The following is a 17,422-nucleotide window of genomic DNA, read 5'->3' as shown; positions in this document are numbered from 1 at the left end:
TGATTTAATAAAATAATACAGAATAATACGTATTACGTCAATGTAATACCAAAAAATAGTCCGTTTAAAATTAAATATTCGTATTATGCTAGTAATTCATTAAAATAAAAAGCGAACGTTAAGAACTGTGTACGTTTTCAAAATAAAAACCTATCTGAATATATAAATCCAGATAGGCTTAATTCTATATTTTGATTTTTCCAGCTAATATTTTGTTTCTAGCTATTTGAACATATTTCCAAGTGGCAGGATCTATTTGACCAGGTAGGATAGAAACTGCATTATTTTTTAAATCATAGGTAATCGTTTTTCCACCAGGAAATTTATCTTGATAGCTGCGACTGGCAATATCCTTGGTAGCCACATTAATTCCGGTAATGACAGACGTTAAAACAAAGTTGGCTTCTTGGCCGCCTTTAGCATCATATTTGCCCAAGTTAGATTGATCGGCATCAACACCAATTACCCAAACGCGATCTTTAGCGGGGCGAGCTTGATTAATAAATCTGGCTTCTTGGAATAGTCCGCTTCCGGCCTTACCGGCTGCGTGGAAAATAATATCTGCGTTTTTACCATACATGGTAGCCGCGATAGTTCTCGCCTTAAACGTATTAGTAAAAGTACCAATATTTTGGCTATAGATAATGACTTTCTTGTGCATCTTTTTAGCTTGATCGTTTACGCCCTTAGTAAATCCACGCTTAAATGAACGAATCACACTACTATTTTCGCCACCAATAAAACCAACTTTTCCAGTTTTAGTTTGACTTGCGGCCGCAACGCCAGCTAAGTATGCACCTTCGTCTTTTTTGAATCTTACAGAAGCAATATTAGGATAACCTTTGATAGTGTCATCCATGATTACAAAGTTCCTGTTAGGATGTTTTTTTGCGGCAGAAGTAATGGAATTTTTTGCTTCGCTGCCAAGACCAAAAATAGTTTGATATTTTTGCTTGATCGCTTTACTAATACCAGTTTTCAAGTTATCTTTATTTTTAACTTGAAAATATTGATAGCCATCCGCACCCTTATTTAATTTATATTCTGTGCCGTAAGCTTCTAGTCCTTCCCAAGCAGATTGATTAAAAGAATGATCGTTAATATTGCCATCCGTAATCAATGCGGCAGATTTAGAGGCATTATCGACCGCACTATTTGAAGTAGAGCATGCAGTTAACGTTAATGAAGCTAGAAATGCTATAAAAATATTTTTTGAATTTTCATAATTTGTCCTTTTCGTTCAATACGTTAATTGTACAAGAAAGTCTTTTTAGTGAAAAATTTTTCCATTCATGATTTAATTAAAAACGTATTTTTAATGAATTGGAGAATATGAATGAGACGAGAAGAAACGAAGAGAATGGCAATTACTGCCGTCTTTGCAGCGCTATTGATTATTCAAACTTTCGTGCCTAATATCGGCTACATTAGAATTGTTCCGGCGCTTCCTGCCATCACTACTATTCCACTAACAATTGCAGTTTATGGCACATTAATGGGGCCAAAAGCCGGCTTTATCTTTGGCCTTTTTTGGGGAATTACTCGATTGATTGTTGCTTACACCCAACCGGGAGACATGGTTAGTTTGATGCTATTCCAAAATCCGGTGATTTCACTTGTACCAAGTATTTTAGCTGGGTATTTCCCGGGAATTATTGGCAGATATTTGATCAAAATAAATATGACAAGGTAGGTTATATCGTGAGTGGTGCTGCAACCTCTCTGACCAACACGGTTATGGTTATCGTATTAACTAGCTTATTCTTTATGCATGATCCTGCTAGTTTGGTACAACATTTAGGTAACTATAATTCTAGCTCACCACTGATCTTGATTTTAATCTCAGCTCTGGGATTAAACGGATTGTTTGAAGCGGCATTCACAGCAATCGTTACGCCATTGATTGTAACGCCGCTTAAAATAGTAATGAAAAGACGCTAAAAAAGCTGATTATCTTCGTTTCTAAAACGTCGATATATCAGCTTTTTAATTTCTAATTCTTTTTGTTATTGGAGTTCTTTTTGGTTAATTTTATTTTCTCCCAGAAATATAAAACAGGGATCATAACCAAAAGGATTATGATATTAACAATTAATGCATGAAAATCAGGGTATTGGTAATAGAGAAATATTACTAACACAATTGTCTCAAGTATTTTCCAAAACATTGTTTTCCAGATTGATTTCATGATGTTTTACCTGTTATGTTAAATCCATAGAGGGTACATCCAATCTATTCACTTCTAAGTGCAATTGCGGCATCCTTCTTGGCTGCCATTCTTGCAGGAATATGACCACCAAGCAAAGTAAGTACTGTTGAAACGATGATCAAAATAATCGCTGCTTTTGGATCAAGCTGTGCCACATTTGATAAATCTGTAAGGTTGTAAATCACAGTGTTGATTGGGAAGGTGAGCAGGTAGGCAATAAAGATACCAAGTACACCAGAGAAGACGCCTAAAATAAAAGTCTCTGCGTCAAATACGCGAGTGATGTCTTTCTTACGAGCACCTAATGCCTTTAATACACCGATTTCTTTAGTTCTCTCAAGAACTGAAGTGTAAGTCAAAATACCGATCATGATCATTGAGGTAATCAATGAGATAGCAGCAAAGGCAACCAAGATAGTGGTGATACTATTCAGCAAGCCACCAGTCATCGTTGTAACGGCGCTAGACATATCGGTATAAACAATCTTGTCAGCTTTCTTCTTACCCTTGTTCCACTTGTCTAAGTAGTCGAGCACTTTGTCTTTGTCATCGAAGTTGTTAGGGTAGATCATGATGCCAGTAGGGATGCTGGAGCCACCCAAAGTTTGCATTGTCATCTTCTTTTCGTTGGCGTTAAGTTTTTGGTTGGTTAAAATGCTACGGCTACTCTTCTTTTGTGCTTTAACAACATCAGAATTCTTGTTGTCGTTGATAACTTTTTGAGAGAGCTTGTCGCTGTATGCAATACCAGTTGAAAGCAGAGCCATTGAATCTTCGTTCTTAGGTCTGATTACACCAACTAATTTCAACTTAGTCTTGGCATCGTTGTACATTGAACTATTAACTTTTTTAGGGATAAACATTCCGTTAGGTAGTTCTTGGTAGTAGTCGTTGTTAGAAACTACCTTGAAAGTTTTACCGACAAGCTTATCGAATTTAATTTGATCATTTTCAGAAACATCAAAGCCTAAGTTCTTCAAGGAGTTGATGTTAACAGTGTTCTTGTTGTCAGTTACCAAAACTAGATCCGTTGCCTTGCTTGGCCAAGTACCAGATAAAATTTGGTAGTTTTGCTTTAAGAATGCACCCTTGTTTTTATTCAAAGTTGTTGGGAAAACTGAAGAGCCGATACCCATTGAACTCATAGCTTGAGCACGTGCTTGCATGACTGATGAGCCTTGGCTAGGATCAGAATTTGAAAATTGTACCCACTCAGTTTTGCCTTTTACTTTAGATAAAAGGTTTAAATTAACGCCACGTTGGTAAGAAATATTATTAGCGTAGTTCGGGTTGATCTTTTTAACGTAGTAACATACTTTTGACTAATCTTGTTGGTATGTTGAGCTTGCTCGCTTTGATCTTTTTTAGCCGTTACATAACCACGATTTTTAACGTTCTTATCTGACTCGTTGCGCTCGTTCATTGATGTCATATCGGTGGCCGTTTGACTAATCGAGATAGGTATTTAGCTAAAGCTTTGCTCATCGTGGTGTTGATCTGCTTTTGGAAACCATTGGAGATGGCCAAAACAACCGCGATGGAAATGATACCGATACTGGAAGCAAAAGCGGTTAAAATCGTCCGACCTTTTTTGGTCATGATATTGGTAAAACTAAGCTTAATCGCGTTCCAGTAGGACATCTTAGTCCGTTTTAGATTGAAGGTGTCTTCTTCAGCTTCAGGTTTAAAAGGTTCAGAATCGTCTAAGATTTTACCGTCTTGGAAGTTAACAATTCTAGTTGCATATTCTTTAGCCAGCTCTGGGTTGTGCGTAACCATAATGACTAAACGATCCTTAGATAGCTTTTTGATTAGCTTCATGATTTGCACAGACGTCTCTGTATCAAGGGCTCCTGTCGGTTCGTCACAAAGCAAAATATCAGGATCGTTAGCAATGGCACGAGCGATCGCTACACGCTGCATTTGACCACCGGATAATTGGTTGGGACGCTTATTAATGTGATCTTTTAAACCAACCTCGGTTAAAGCAGCGACGGCCTTTTCATGGCGCTCCTTTTTAGGCACGCCTGAAAGGTTCATCCTAATTCCACATTATCCATAATGGACAAGTGCGGGATTAAATTATAGTTTTGAAAAATAAAACCAACGGTGTTGTTACGGTAAGCGTCCCAGTCAGTTTCTTTAAAGTTCTTGGTTGCTTTACCGTTGATGATCAAATCACCTTTATCATAGCGATCTAAACCACCAATAACGTTCAGCATTGTCGTTTTACCAGAACCACTTGGCCCTAAAATAGCCACGAATTCTTGGTCACGGAAAGAAATAGTAACGTCATCTAGAGCGTGTGTAACGGTGTCGCCCACATGGTATGACTTAAAAATGTGTTTTAGTTGTAGCATTTCTCGTCTTCTTTCTAATGAGATTAGACAACGTTAAATTTAACGATGCCTGCTGCAGCCAAAATAGCTTGCAGAATAAAGAATAAAATTATTACTCCCATGATAACGAAATAGCGGCGTTTATGCATGACAAATACACCGGCAAATTCACGAATAATTGCGTTAGGCAAGTAGTAAAAACGGGTAAAAGCACCAACGCCATTAGCTTTTAGACCCACTTCTTTGGCCAAAAGAGCAGCTCTGAAAATGTGGTAATTGTTGCTGAAGAAGGCAGCTTTGAATTTATCGCTACCAAAATCTTTAGTGGCAACTCGCTTTGAAAAAAGCATATTTTGATAAGTATTCTTAGATTGATCCTCAATTAAAATTTCACTAGGCGAAATACCGCGATGTTGTGCAAATCTGGCCATGGCTACAGCTTCGGGTATTTTTTCATCAGGCCCTTGGCCGCCAGACATAATAATGATGGGACGCTTTCTGCCTTTTTGATATTGGCGGTTAGAAAATTGAATCGCACGGTTGATTCTAGCAGCTAATAATTTGGAAACCTGATCACCATTGAGTAAACCTGCACCAAGAACGATTAAATAATCTTGCTTATAGTGGCGAGGGTAGATTTGATATAGTAGTAAGTTTATCAAGAAGTTATATAAAACTAAGCCAAGGTAGAGGGCAATTGCTGGAATTGATGCAAGCAGTGCACTTAACCAGTGTGGTAAATATCTTCCGGGACCGACTAGAACTAAAATACTGAAAATAAGAGCGATGAAGCCAATAATTAAAGTTAATAAGTTAGGCAAAGTGTGGCTTTCATATTTCCAGACGAAGTAGGCGTTCCAGAACAAAAAGATCCAGGCAAAGATTAAAAGAGCGGTGATGCCAAAAAGTGCGACTAGGAAAAGAAGATCGTAGGCTCGCTGCAGTCCGTGACTGGTACTTTTATGGATCATGACTGTTGTCCAAGATAATAATGAAACTAAGAAGATGGTGAAAAAGACGCCATTAATTAAACGACGCGGCTCAATTAGCCAAGAAATTAGGAAGACAAAGAAGATCACCAGCATAAAAACTGAGATGTAGAAAAATTCACCACGTCTTCCTAGAAAAGCAACAATTTCGTTTAGCACAGATACTCCTCCTTATGCTTTTTAGCTTATTAATATTATAATGAAAACATCGATTAAAAGAGGAAAGAATCAAGGTGTGAACGAGAAAAATGAAAAAAATAGGACATTACCTGGGAAATATTGCAGGGGCAATTTTAGCTTTTGCCCTATATATGTTGCTTGAAATAGCTTATTTTGCACCAAAAAGAATAAATTTGGGCAAGGGCAATTTACGAGTATTTGCTACATCTTTGATGACTGTGGTGATTTTATTCGTCATCTTTTATTTATATCGCCGACAGTTAAAAGAGGAGAATCTTTGGGGCTTTAATGAGAGTCCGCACTGGGATGCACGTAGATTAGGAATTGCGGTAATTGGCTTTATCTTGATCGTGGTTGGATCTGTTGTGATGCTTAACCTAGTTGGTGGCGGTGTATCTGAAAACCAACAAAGCTTGAATAAGATAGAACAAGGTAATGAAGGGCTATTTAGAATTTTGGTAGTTTTTATTGCACCATCTTGTGAGGAAACGATTTTTAGAGGGATGTTCTTTAACATCTTCTTTACTAAGCCAACGACATTAAATAAATGGTTGGGAATTATCACAAGTGGATTTCTATTCGGCTATATGCATGATCCGATGTTGAGCAAGTACATCTTGGTTTATTGGGTGTTAGGTATCATCTTGGCCTGGGTGTACACAACGACGAAGGACTTGCGTTACTCGATACTAGTACACATGTGTTATAACGCGATGGGATTTATTTAAATTGGATGCAAATTAAAACGCCGGAAATTTTCCGACGTTTTTGTGTTTAGTGTGCAAATAATCTGATAATGATAGTAAGTATCAATGTAATTGAAAATATAATCATACTAGAATCCCAATTATCAAAGGCAAATCCGCAGATAAAATAGATTGCTCCAGCAATTGCCCAAATAGCAGAATTAAGGCGCCCAAATTGAATCCATGAAAGGCTGAAGTGATGCTTATTAGTTGATTTATTACTCTTTTCTTCATTGTCATCTTTGAGTAAATAATCAGTTGAAACATCAAAAATATTAGATAAAGCAATGATTTTGTCTAGATCAGGTTTAGCTTGTCCGCTCTCCCATTTAGAAACGGATTGTCGACTAACATTTAATTTCTCGGCTAATTCTTCTTGTGACCAGTTATTATCATTTCGTAATTGTGATATTTTTTGATTTAAGTTCATACTCGTTACCTCGATTGGTTTAATTTTATCAAAATGATACTGCGAGGAATGGTTGCATTCTACCAATTTTGCGATAAATTTTGTCAACTTGAGGTTGCAATGCTTATTTAGTAGGACGAGCATAAGTGATACTTCCCTCTTTAAGAAGGCTTTGAAAAGATTGCGCAATTGTTGAACGATGGACCGCACCCATTGGATCGATTCCACCGATTTCGATAATTTGCGTTTTTCTGCCGTGATATGAACCATCAATAATTGCTGTGTGGCCATTTGGACCATAACCAGTTCCAACATTAACAATGACAATATCACCTGGTTTCACATTTTTAGCATGAATTTGTCTAAAGTATTGATGAGCATTTTTAGCATCATTTTCCATTTCAGGAGTAGAAAAGGCTGTTTGTCCAACATTATAACCGGCCTGCTTCATCACTAACCAAACGAGGCTTGAGCAATCAGCAAAACCATTTTTATTTGGATGTTGTAAATTGCCCAAATTCATTCTTCGCTCATCAGTACCGTAATTGAAATATCCGATCAAGCGGCGACTATATTTGATAATTGTGTTTTGATAATGTGAGTCATCAGTGAATTGAGTAGGAGAAGGAATGTTCATTGTTTTGCTCCCTATAAAAAATATGCTAAATAGAATTAAGAGACTGATTAAGACGAGAATAAATTTATTCTTTAATGTAGACTTATCTGCTGCGACGATCAACCTTTCATTATTGGGCTTAATTTGATTAGTATTCTATAACAAATTGCTTTTTTAATTTAATATTTTGACTTTTTCAAAGATATTTTTAAATGTATCTGCAGATTCGTTCATTCCCATAGCTTGAGCATTATTGATAAAACTTAGAATAGAATCTTCATCTTTAGTTTTTAAATATTGCAGTGTCTTTTCTAAGAATGTCAAAGTCACTTTAAAGAATTCTAGGTATTGTGGTAGTTCGATGCTTTTAAAAGTATTAATTAATTTATGTGCATGGATTATATCTTTGCGAAAAATTAGCGATATCGTTGCATCTGATAGAACCCCCATCATGGAAATTAAACCGATGGAACTAGAATTTTTTTGAATTAAATCTTGGTTGTTTAAAACGTTCATCGCAATAGCATAGACTTTGTCAGTTTTGATCATGAAAACACAGTTGCCAAAAAAGCCTAAATTATAGGTGCTCCACAAGGTGATCTTGGATAAATAAGTGTAAAGGTGCATTTGATCAGAAAATGGTAAGAGGTTTTCACCCTTGATTAGTAGGTATTGATTGCAAAGTATCACGGCAAGATATAGATCGTGTGCATTTCGCTTAGCATGGTACTTATCTAATTGTACGTAGATAAGTTCCTTTATTGCACTAGCATCTTCTTCTTCAATTGCTTTCAGTATTTCTGTTGGAAGATCATTTTCTTGCACAATATCTGCATAACCAATAAATTCAGTAGGGCTAATGTGAATCCGGCTTAAAAGAGCCAGTACTTTGTTGAACTCTAGCGTAATTTTACCGTTCTCCCAGCGAGATAAATTCGAAGTAGCACAAATACCTTTGGCTGCTTGTGCTAAGGTAATAGATTGTTCTTTTCGTAATTCTTTGTATTTTTCACCAATTGCCATTTCGGTTTTCTCCTATATTGATATTGCATATATGCAATTTATCATTTTTGAATAAAAAATGCATGCAATAATATCCCCAATAACAAACAGGGGAGTTGAATTTCATGCTTTACAAATACTCAAATCATTTTAAGTTCATTGCAATGATCATAACAGGATTTATTGCAAGTTGTTCCACTATCATCTCAGCATATATGGTGCAAACCTTGACCAATATTGCAACACAAAAGAAGTGGGATCAAGTAGGAAATTTTTTAATTATCATGATTACTGGCTTTCTTCTTACTTTTATAGCAAGCTTAATTTTCAATCGCTTAAAAACTGCCGCAATTCAAGAAACTAATGCATATTTGAGAACTAACATCTTCAAAGGGATGCTCAATACTGATAGGGATGAGAATTCTGATGGGCTTGGCTTTTTAACCAATGACTTTAAGTTGCTCGAAACTAATCGCTTTGATGCACAGATTGAAATTATTATGCAGGCTTGTGCATTAGTGCTGGCCTTAGGCTATGCATTATCAGTTAATTGGCTAGTTACTATTTTGTTTTTAGTTGGTTCATTTGTACCAATGCTCATTTCTAATTTCTTCCAAAAATCAATTCAAAATGCCTCAGAAAATTGGACTAAAGCCAATGGTCAGTATGTAAATCAAACTAAGAATTTTTTAGCTGGCAGCGAAACTTTGAGTTTATACAATGGGCGAGAAAATGCAGCGAAGAAAAACCAAGTAAAAGTATTCAATCTTGAGGCTGCATTAAGAAAAATGAATCTATTGAATTTAGATACTGGTTCTTGGATTAGTCTGATCGGTAATCTTGTTACATTCTTAGTTCCGTTTTTAACAGGTGTCTACATGGTAATCCATGGTATGACAACGTTAGGTTCGTTGTTTGCTATTGTGCAGTTGGCTAACTCTTTTGTAAATCCAATCTTAACTATCTTGAATGATCGTAATGAATTATCAACTACCAAAAAGATCGTTGAAAAGACAAATAAGTATTTAGCTTTGGCAAAAGGTGAAAAAGCCGATAACAATAAAGTGGCCTTTAAGGATCTTGTTTTAACAGACGTTTCACTTAATAGAAAAGGCCAACAGTTAATCCAAAATCTTGATTTAACAATTAAAAGAAAAACTAAGCAGGCAATTATTGGTCCATCAGGGACAGGTAAATCAACGTTGCTGCAGTTCTTGATGAAAGGTAAATATGGTGAAGCAAAAGAAATTTTGTTAAACGGGAAAATTGAAAAAGCAGGTAACTTTGAAAATATTTTTGCTTATGCAAGTCAGGCACCAGTTATTTTCGCAGATACTTTATGGTTCAATCTGACTTTAGGTAAAGATATTCCCCAGGAAATAGTTGAGCAAGTTTGTTCTAAGCTTCAACTTACTAATGTAATTAAAGAAAAAGGGTTTGATTATTCCCTGGGTGATAATGCAGATCAATTATCAGGCGGTCAGCTTGCAAGAATTGAGTTGGCTAGAGCGATTTTATCAAGACGCCCTGTGCTTTTGCTTGATGAAATTAATGCCTCTCTTGATAAAAAGACATCAGATAAGATTCATCAATATTTGTTAAATTCTGATTTAACCTTTGTAGAAGTGACCCACCATTATGAAGCAAATGAGTTAGGAAACTATGATAACGTAATTGACTTGAAAGGGTATATGGAGTGATGAGAAAAATGTTGATATTAATATTTATAGTTGTAATTGCCATTGGAGGAGTTTATTTCTTGTACAATTCAAATGATATAAAGACAGTTAATAAAAACTTTTCGGTAGAATCCTTTAATCAAATAAAAGTTGATAACTCGATCGACAACATTAGATTAGTGACTGGTGATCGCTATAGTGTAAGTTACACAGGACAAGAAAAATTAGAGCCATCTGTAAAGGTGAAAAATGGTATTTTGACTATTGATTCGCCAGAAAGGTCTATAACAATTAATGGCAGCATTTTTAATGCGAAAAAGTTAAAACAGGAGTTAACTATTAAAATGCCTAAGAAAGAATTGAAGTACCTTTCAATTGATACCTCAAATGGCAATATATCAGCTGATAATTTAGAAGTTCAAAAGGGAACAATTGATACTTCAAACGGTAAAGTTAATCTTAAAAATCTGATAACGAAAAACGGCTTCAAAATCGATACTTCAAACGGCACGGTAAAAGTTGGAAAGACTAATGTAGAAGGATATGATCTGTCTACTTCAAATGGTCATATTACTGTTGAAGGAGAAAATAAATCTGATGAGTTTGAGAAAAATACTGATGCTAAAAATGTGCTAAGTATCGATACTTCAAATGGTAATATTTCTGTTAATTGATTGTCTACATGCCATGTAGTTGATATAATGAGTATGAAAAAAGAGGCCGACTAAGTCAAACCTCTTTAGTGTAGAATCGCATTAGCGACGACTATTTGAAAATTATTACAATTTACTAAATAACTGCCAGCTTTGCAGAGCTAAAGCAGTTATTTTTTCGCTGATCATGTAGTTTGATCAGCTCAACAACCAATGAAATCAGTAAAACGACAAACGAGCCGAAACTGAACATTAGTTGCAACGCATCTGAAACAGACACGATGGCGTCTCCTTTCTAACAGGGTTGTGGTAGAGTCAAAAAATCTTCATAAGCACCATTTCCTTGGGATAGCCGCCGCTTCAACTTTTCTACGCATGAAATTATACTGATTCGTATTTGCGTCTACAAGCGAACACGAAAAAAGCCTAGCATCCACTAGGCTTTTAATTTACATAAATTCTGTATCTTGCTTACTCTTCTTAATGAAGTGATTCAAGATAAATGGTGAAAGCACAGTCGTTACAATGATTACCAAAATCAAACTGGAGTAAATATCTTCAGGGAATAAGTGATGTGTGATCCCGATCTGTGCCACAATTAACGCAACTTCACCACGTGATACCATTCCGGCACCTACGATATTACCTTCGTTATTAGTAAAGCCAAAGACTTCACTGGAGTATTTACCAGCCCAGAACTTGGATAGAACGGCTAAAACGGTCATCGCAATAATGAACCAGATGTCCTTGAAAAAGCTGGCAAAGGTCATTGAAAGACCGATATCAGCGAAGAATACTGGAATGAAGATGGAATAACCGATTGCTGAAACGGATGATTGAACTTCTTTATGTTGCGGCGTTTGACGAATTGCCAAACCACCAAAGAACGCACCTACAACGGCAGACAAGCCAACGAAGTCGGCAGCCCAAGCCATTGTTAATGCCAATACTAATGAACCAATGGCTACAGAGTAATCAACAGAAATTTTTTCTGAAACCTTCATAAAGTATGGCGCAACAAATTTGAAGATGATCCAAACAACGACGAAGTAGACGATTTCGATCAAGATGTTAAGGAAGAAATTGTTGGTTAAACCGCTCTTTCCGCCTTCGTGACTGAATGTAGTGAATAAACTTAAAACTACCACAGCCAAGATGTCATCGACTACAGCGGCCCCTAAAATTGCTGTACCGGCACGTGTATGAAGTTGGTTAGCTTCTTGCAATACCACAACCGAAATAGAAACACTGGTTGCCGCAAAAACGATCCCGATAAAGAGTGCTTCAAGTGGCTTCATGCCAAAGAAGTAACTGGCCAGTCCCATGAAAACAACTGGCAAAATGACACCGACACTAGCTACCGTAAAACTCAACTTGAAGTATTTCTTTAATAAGTCCAAATCACTTTCAAGACCGGCTAAGAACATTAATAAAATGACCCCAAATTCAGAGAATAAGCTGATTATTTCATTTGGATGAATCCAGTTTAAGATAGCTGGTCCTAATAAAATACCTGAAAGCAATTGTCCGATAACTGATGGCATGTTAAAGCGGGCAAATAATTGCCCGAGCAATACTGTTGTCAGCAGGATTAAAATTAATTCCCCTAAGAAATGCATATCGTCCTCTTTTCCTTAAAAAAACAAAAAAACTTTCAAGCGCTTCTTGACCCAAAGAAGCAAATCTTGAAAGTTTTTATTTTGTGTAAAAACCCAACCACTAAATAAATATTCAGTTGAGTTTAATTTTAATATTTTTTTAAGTCAGATGCAAATTACTCTTCAAGTCCAAATTGCTTTTTACTTGGAGTAGTCTTAGCAAGAAGTCCCAAACTGATAGTGATCATGTCGACAACTTCCTGCAAAATAGCACCCCAGAATGCTGGAATAACACCAGTGAAGGCAATCAATTCGATGATAATTACGACACCGATCGCAGTCAAAACGTCGATATTAGCAACCTTCATAGTGTGCTTAGAAATAGCAACAGCATCATTGATCTTAGACAAATCGTTAACCATGATAACTGCATCAGCACTTTCACTGGCAGCAGTAGCACCTTTGGCACCCATAGCGATACCAACATCAGCAGCAGTTAAACTTGGGGCGTCGTTAACACCGTCACCAGTCATAACAACAGGACGCAAGTCTTTAGGTACTTCCTTGATAGCCTTAATCTTTTCAGATGGTAAAAGATCAGCACGAATATCGGTAATACCGGCTTTGTTACCAACTTTTTCGGCAACAGCCTTGTGGTCACCAGTAAGCATCATAATATCTTGTGCACCTTGACGCTTCAATCTAGCAATTGTGTCAGGTGTTTCTGAACGCATTTCGTCCATCAAGGTAATGTAGCCAGCAAATTGATCATTGATTGAGACAAAGACAGCAGTTGAGTTAATATCGATCTTTTCATGATCAGGTGCAACGAACTTTAATTTACCGACTTTAACGTGCTTGCCGTCAACGTCGCCTTCAACACCTTGAGCAGTAGTTTCCTTTAAGTTGGTTACCGGCTTGATTAAGTCTTTGTTAGTGGCCTTTACAAGTGAGCTAGCGATAACGTGGCTTGATAGTTGTTCAACGCTGGCAGCTAAACCTTGTAATTCATCCTTACTTACAGAATCTTCTGCAGGTACAACTTGATCAACTACCAATTGGTTTTCAGTTAAAGTACCAGTTTTATCGAAAGCAAAAGTCTTGGCACGAGCTAATTTTTCAAGAGTTGGACCAGACTTCACAATGATGTGGTGAGCTGACATTGAACTCATACCACTGACCAAAGCAACTGGAGCTGCAATCAAAAGTGGACATGGAGAAGCAACAACCATAACCTCGGCGAATCTAGTTGCATCCCCTGAAGTAGCCCATGCAGCTGCACCAATAATCAATGAAATGATGGTAAATGGAACAGCATAACGGTCGGCCATTTTAACGAACTTAGCAGGTTGTGCTTGTGCTGACTTAACCAAAGCAACGATTGACTGATACTCAGAGTTTTTAGCTTCCTTGGTAACCTTCATTTGCACTGCGGCATCACCGTTAACGGAACCTGACATCAGGTTGTCGCCTGGCTTTTTAGTTACAGGAACAGATTCACCAGTCAATGATGATTGGTCAAAACTAGAAGTACCCTTAACAATTTCACCGTCGACAGGAACTTGTTGACCTGGTTTGATCAAAACGATGTCGCCAATGCGCAATTCATCAACTTTGACCTCAGTAATTTGACCATTAACCAACTTGTTGGCAATACGTGGCGTATTGTTCAAAAGGGAACGTAATTCCTTGCTGGCTTGTCCTGTAGCGTAGTCTTCCAGTGTTTCACCACCAGTGGACATTACCAAAATCATCCATTCAGCCCAGTAGTTGTTGATCAAAATAGTAGAAACAATCGCAATAACTGCTAGAATATCAACACCATAGCGTCCAGATTTCCAATCTTCAACGATCTCCATTAATAAGAGGACAGAAATCCAAATACCTAGGATGTCGATAATAATTGCTTGAGGATTCATCTGTAATTTAAGAAATGGTGTGGTAAATAACGTAGAAGCGTGCACGCCAAATTCAAAGAACAGACTTATTACCCCGGCAATTAAAACGACAATAAATTTCCATTGACGTTTCATGATTCAAACCTCCAAAAAAGTCTGTAATATTACTTTACTCACACCATTCTAACATTCTTTTTTGGTATAGACTGTATAAATGATTTATTATTGTTTTGTAATTAAAAAGTGGCTTGAAATCTTTATTCAAGCCACTTTTTGGTTATTTAATTTTTTCAGATTTATAGTGTTTATCATAAGTGTGAACGACATAGTTGAAAGCCTTGATCCATTCACGTCTGGTGAGAAGACCTTGAAAGACGCCGCGATCATCTACGACGGGCAGGAAGGCATTGTTAATCAGTAAATGTAGCTGCGTTTCAAGTGTAGTTTCAACAAAATTTATTTTATCGAAATCCGTTTGCATTACGTCTTTAACTTTTAAAGTATCAAGTGGCACGGTAGAAATTGTGTCATTGGTTAGCATTTTGTTCGTAATCATGGCCAAGCTAAGTAAACCAACTACTCTTTTATCTTTATCTAAAACTGGAATTTTGGAATATTTAACTTTAGTCAGAATTAAAAATGCATGATAAAGTGGGTTGTCTTCTTGAACAAAGGCAATACGACTAGCGGGAATTAAGAATGATCCCGATTTTTCTTCAATTAAATGTTGGATCGATGGTGAAAACATGATACGCCTCTTTTCTGACTAAAATTATACTAGAAAAAAGGAAAAGGCCCGCAAAATTTTGCGGACCTTATTAGTTTCATCTACTTTGGAGGAGTAAGAATGAATGAAATAAAAAAGTGGGAGTATTGTAGCAAGTTTCTACCGCCTTGCTACGATTTATATAGTACAGAGTAAATGTGAATTAAAAATGTTCAAATTCTTATGAAAAGGTAAAGATTTGCTTGAGAACTAGTTAAGAAGAAAATTTTTGCATAAGAAAAGCCCACGCAACGCACGTGAGCCGAAAGGGATAGATATGAAATTGACTAATTGGAGTAAGTCAATTCTTTTTATTTTCATTATTTACTTGGAGGAGTATGAATGAAAAACAAAAAAGTTGAGTTGTAATGGGAAGATGTTTTCCTCCTCACTACATTAAGTAGTATAACCTGAAATTGTGAAAAAAGTGTGACGAAATGCACTTTATTTTCAAAAAAAGCTATATTTTTGCTAAAAAGCCTGAGTTTATGCACTTATAAAGAAAAATAAATTTTTTTGGTTATAATGTAAGACATGATAAAAACGGAAAAATAGAAGGGTGTAATTTTTTGAAAAGAATAGGCAGATTTATCCTGCGTCTGTTTTTAGTACTCCTTTTATTAGCTGGAGTTGGAGCAGGCGGATATTTCGGTTATCAATGGTGGCAAAAACAGCAGATGCTGCGAGATAGGCCAAAGGTAGTCAAAGCAAAGGATGGTACTAACACGAGTGCTGCTTGGCACAATTTTTCTAGTTACCAAAGATCTTTGCGTAAAAATTATTCTTTCATTAATAAGGTTTCAAATTATGTTCCACCAAGAACGTGGGATGGTAAGGACTTTGTCGTTCCGGGCTTAGTTTCGACTAAGAGCTATGATTTTGCCACAAAAAAATACAATACGGCAACCGCAATGACGCCGCAGGGGATTACTGTAGCTGGTAAATATATTTTGCTCACGGCATATGATGGCGAGCACCGGCATGCTTCAGTCGTTTATGTGCTGGACAAAAAGACTGGAAAATACATTAAGACGATCCAGGTTCACGGCCGTCCTCACTTAGGCGGTATTGCTTATGATCCAGTTGCCAAAAATATTTGGGTAACCGGTAAAATGGGTAAGTCCTCAGCTCTTGCTTCATTTACATTAAAAGAAATGAAGGACTATAAAGATGGCAGTCGCATCCCGATCAAGTACAATCACCAGATTGCGATTCCTGCCGTTGAAAAAGCCTCTACTGTTACTTACTACGATGGTCAACTGTTCGTCGGCTTCTTTAACATGTATGGCCGGGGGAAAGTTGCCGCATATTCAATTGCCCGTAGCGGTAAAAACAAGGGCTCCATTACTAATAATGAAGTGAAATCCGTTACTGGTACTTTGCAGTGGTCAGATCCTACCGGTGAAACATCAATGGATAAGCAGATTCAGGGGATTGCGATTTATCAAGATAAAATCTTCTTGAGTCAGTCATACGGCAGCGGTAATTCTAAACTGTATGTGTTCCCAACTTCGGCATTGAACGCGCTTGACGAAAAGAATGCGGAGCTAGTTGTCGATATGCCGCCATATTTGGAACAAATTACTGCTTACAAGGGGCAGCTGCTTTGTGTATTTGAATCAGCTTCAAGTATTTATGCTAGACCAGACATCACGGTAATGGATAGAATACTATCGATGAATATCAATGCCTTGTTTGGCAGCTAGTTTGGAAAGGAAAAACAAATGAATGTAGATTATCGAAGAAGAGAGATCTTTCTTTTGCGTTTTTCTGGTTGGTTCTGTTTATTCCCAGCGTCAGTTTATCTCTACCTTTATCAAATGACTCATATGATGTTCTGCCTTGGCGAATTAGTTATTATTGTGCTTTTTGCTGTATATTTGCTGACTACCGCCAAGAGCGAGCGCTGGACTAAACCGCAAAATGTGATGCGACTATCGATTTTTGCCTTAATCTTTGTAGCAATCGTAATTTTCATCCCATTATATTTTGCATATTGCAACTGTAAGAAATTACAATAAAGAAATCGCTTTTTTGTATTTTTTCAAAAATAGATTGGATTTCAGAAAAAGTTTAGATTTGTTAAAATGTACAACGATAGTGCGTCTAGTGTTGCTATTTGTAGTAATATAAGGCAAAAGTAAAAGATATATGTTACTTGAGGGAGAAAAAATGGATAAAAAAACACAAATTGACTCTCGAAGCAAACGCATTGGAAAGTTTGTTTTAAAGACAATTGTTTATTTTGCAATCCTGATGGCCCTTATCTATTTGTATGAATATAGTGGACTTACGTCAGTCCATTTCATTTACAACGAATTTTAAGGTAGGTGCTGTT

General features: G+C 36.8%; 15 protein-coding genes, 2 pseudogenes and 1 other annotated feature. Of the genes and pseudogenes, 7 read left to right on the top strand and 10 right to left on the bottom strand.

All coding sequences use genetic code 11. The annotated features are described in order from the left end of the window. Nucleotides 1-184 precede the first annotated feature (184 nt). Nucleotides 185-1,207 (bottom strand): BMP family lipoprotein, encoded by a 1,023-nt coding sequence (locus JCM1039_RS00915; RefSeq protein WP_034532847.1) that lies wholly within the window; start codon nucleotides 1,205-1,207, stop codon nucleotides 185-187. A 129-nt stretch (nucleotides 1,208-1,336) separates the two neighbouring features. Between JCM1039_RS00915 and JCM1039_RS10155 the strand changes: the two are divergent. After that, nucleotides 1,337-1,941 (top strand): annotated as a pseudogene (locus tag JCM1039_RS10155) (ECF transporter S component). A 291-nt stretch (nucleotides 1,942-2,232) separates the two neighbouring features. On the opposite strand, the pseudogene JCM1039_RS10150 reads toward JCM1039_RS10155, so the two are convergent. Both JCM1039_RS10150 and JCM1039_RS00895 read right to left on the bottom strand, forming a co-directional pair. Continuing rightward, nucleotides 2,233-4,569, bottom strand: a pseudogene (locus JCM1039_RS10150) (ABC transporter ATP-binding protein/permease). A 23-nt stretch (nucleotides 4,570-4,592) separates the two neighbouring features. Then, nucleotides 4,593-5,696, bottom strand: a complete 1,104-nt coding sequence (locus tag JCM1039_RS00895; RefSeq protein ID WP_025014264.1) for a YdcF family protein — start codon at nucleotides 5,694-5,696, stop codon at nucleotides 4,593-4,595. A gap of 89 nt (nucleotides 5,697-5,785) precedes the next feature. Here JCM1039_RS00895 and JCM1039_RS00890 point away from each other — a divergent pair, with 89 nt between their 5' ends. Then, nucleotides 5,786-6,445 carry a CPBP family intramembrane glutamic endopeptidase gene (locus JCM1039_RS00890; protein ID WP_025014263.1) on the top strand — a complete coding sequence of 220 codons (660 nt, stop codon included), beginning with the start codon at nucleotides 5,786-5,788 and terminating at the stop codon, nucleotides 6,443-6,445. Between the two features lie 46 nt (nucleotides 6,446-6,491). On the opposite strand, the gene JCM1039_RS00885 is transcribed toward JCM1039_RS00890, so the two are convergent. From JCM1039_RS00885 to JCM1039_RS00875, 3 genes are all read right to left on the bottom strand, one after another. Further along, a complete protein-coding gene (locus JCM1039_RS00885; RefSeq protein WP_025014262.1) occupies nucleotides 6,492-6,893 on the bottom strand; it encodes a helix-turn-helix domain-containing protein in 402 nt (133 codons plus the stop codon). A 103-nt stretch (nucleotides 6,894-6,996) separates the two neighbouring features. Further along, nucleotides 6,997-7,509, bottom strand: a complete 513-nt coding sequence (locus tag JCM1039_RS00880) for a CHAP domain-containing protein (protein WP_025014261.1) — start codon at nucleotides 7,507-7,509, stop codon at nucleotides 6,997-6,999. A gap of 153 nt (nucleotides 7,510-7,662) precedes the next feature. Beyond that, nucleotides 7,663-8,511: a helix-turn-helix domain-containing protein gene (locus tag JCM1039_RS00875; RefSeq protein ID WP_025014260.1), complete on the bottom strand. Its 849-nt coding sequence runs from the start codon at nucleotides 8,509-8,511 to the stop codon at nucleotides 7,663-7,665. Between the two features lie 104 nt (nucleotides 8,512-8,615). On the opposite strand from JCM1039_RS00875, the gene JCM1039_RS00870 reads away from it, so the two are divergent. Together JCM1039_RS00870 and JCM1039_RS00865 are read left to right on the top strand one after the other, a co-directional pair. Then, the gene (locus tag JCM1039_RS00870; protein ID WP_025014259.1) at nucleotides 8,616-10,190 is read left to right on the top strand and encodes an ATP-binding cassette domain-containing protein; all 1,575 of its coding nucleotides are present in this window, start codon (nucleotides 8,616-8,618) and stop codon (nucleotides 10,188-10,190) included. A gap of 59 nt (nucleotides 10,191-10,249) precedes the next feature. Continuing rightward, the gene (locus JCM1039_RS00865; protein WP_244438029.1) at nucleotides 10,250-10,843 is read left to right on the top strand and encodes a DUF4097 family beta strand repeat-containing protein; all 594 of its coding nucleotides are present in this window, start codon (nucleotides 10,250-10,252) and stop codon (nucleotides 10,841-10,843) included. A gap of 115 nt (nucleotides 10,844-10,958) precedes the next feature. On the opposite strand, the gene JCM1039_RS12940 is transcribed toward JCM1039_RS00865, so the two are convergent. From JCM1039_RS12940 to cbpB, 4 genes are all read right to left on the bottom strand, one after another. Continuing rightward, a complete protein-coding gene (locus tag JCM1039_RS12940) occupies nucleotides 10,959-11,102 on the bottom strand; it encodes a putative holin-like toxin (RefSeq protein WP_081775126.1) in 144 nt (47 codons plus the stop codon). 169 nt (nucleotides 11,103-11,271) lie between these two features. After that, nucleotides 11,272-12,441 carry a cation:proton antiporter gene (locus JCM1039_RS00860; protein ID WP_025014257.1) on the bottom strand — a complete coding sequence of 390 codons (1,170 nt, stop codon included), beginning with the start codon at nucleotides 12,439-12,441 and terminating at the stop codon, nucleotides 11,272-11,274. Nucleotides 12,442-12,482: 41 nt separating this feature from the next. Next, nucleotides 12,483-12,540 (bottom strand) — a sequence feature (sodium ion sensor (DUF1646 type); this cis-regulatory element may regulate processes involved in with the transportation of sodium ions). Between the two features lie 56 nt (nucleotides 12,541-12,596). After that, nucleotides 12,597-14,453, bottom strand: coding sequence for a heavy metal translocating P-type ATPase (locus JCM1039_RS00855; protein ID WP_025014256.1), 1,857 nt, complete (start codon nucleotides 14,451-14,453; stop codon nucleotides 12,597-12,599). A gap of 142 nt (nucleotides 14,454-14,595) precedes the next feature. Then, entirely contained in the window at nucleotides 14,596-15,066 is a 471-nt protein-coding gene (cbpB, locus tag JCM1039_RS00850) for a cyclic-di-AMP-binding protein CbpB (RefSeq protein WP_025014255.1), read from the bottom strand. 587 nt (nucleotides 15,067-15,653) lie between these two features. Between cbpB and JCM1039_RS00845 the strand changes: the two genes are divergently transcribed. The 3 genes from JCM1039_RS00845 to JCM1039_RS00835 all read left to right on the top strand — a co-directional run bounded on the left by JCM1039_RS00845 (nucleotide 15,654) and on the right by JCM1039_RS00835 (nucleotide 17,409). Continuing rightward, a complete protein-coding gene (locus tag JCM1039_RS00845; protein ID WP_025014254.1) occupies nucleotides 15,654-16,790 on the top strand; it encodes a YncE family protein in 1,137 nt (378 codons plus the stop codon). 18 nt (nucleotides 16,791-16,808) lie between these two features. After that, nucleotides 16,809-17,105, top strand: a complete 297-nt coding sequence (locus tag JCM1039_RS11815; RefSeq protein WP_025014253.1) for a hypothetical protein — start codon at nucleotides 16,809-16,811, stop codon at nucleotides 17,103-17,105. A gap of 151 nt (nucleotides 17,106-17,256) precedes the next feature. Then, nucleotides 17,257-17,409 (top strand): teichoic acid D-Ala incorporation-associated protein DltX, encoded by a 153-nt coding sequence (locus tag JCM1039_RS00835; RefSeq protein ID WP_025014252.1) that lies wholly within the window; start codon nucleotides 17,257-17,259, stop codon nucleotides 17,407-17,409. The last annotated feature ends 13 nt before the right edge of the window (nucleotides 17,410-17,422 follow it).

Source organism: Lactobacillus kitasatonis DSM 16761 = JCM 1039, from assembly GCF_000615285.1.
Taxonomy (GTDB): Bacteria; Bacillota; Bacilli; order Lactobacillales; family Lactobacillaceae; genus Lactobacillus; species Lactobacillus kitasatonis.
Note: the sequence above shows the minus strand (reverse complement) of the source record. Positions and strands in the feature narration are given on the sequence as shown.